We start from the raw sequence: 576 nt of genomic DNA on the forward strand, positions 1-576 counted from the left end.
GTCTTTAGGTGCTTTTATGGTTACTTTAAATTTACCATCTTTTAATTTCGATACATACATAATCCTCATTCCTTTATAGATTTCTTAACTTTTCTATAAGTATTTTTGTTGTAGAGCTACTTTTATGTCCCATTAAATAATTGATACGTTTAAATGATAAATCAGCATCTATTAAATGTTTTAAAAATAACAATCTGATTGAATTTACTGTTTTACCTGCTAATTCTAGATTTAAATCTTTATGTGCTTGTTTAAATTCACTTTTAAGATGATTTATGAAATAGGGGTGACCTAATTTATCACAAAATAAGAAATCATCTTGGAGGTATATTTCAATATACAAATTCCGCATTCTTAAATTTCTATTTATGAGTTTATGTATTAATTCTATTGTTTTACAGTTAAGTTTTACTTTTCTTTGACATTCTTCTGTGAGTTTCTCAACTGAATAATAATTGCGGGTATTTTTTATATGTAAATATTTATTGATTTCAAGTGTTTTATCATCAATTGAAAAATCAGAATGCTTTAAAGCTAATGCTTCATTTAATCTACAACCTGTATTTAGCATCATAA

At 24.7% G+C, this 576-nt stretch carries 1 protein-coding gene; it reads right to left on the reverse strand.

The genetic code is table 11. The features are described from left to right. Positions 1-73 precede the first annotated feature (73 nt). Positions 74-576 (reverse strand): site-specific integrase (locus tag ACF91D_RS31440; RefSeq protein ID WP_392438649.1); only part of this gene is annotated, 503 nt, incomplete at its 5' end.

The sequence above is a fragment of the Staphylococcus sp. 231237_7MaSpsaltlick genome, from assembly GCF_043107035.1.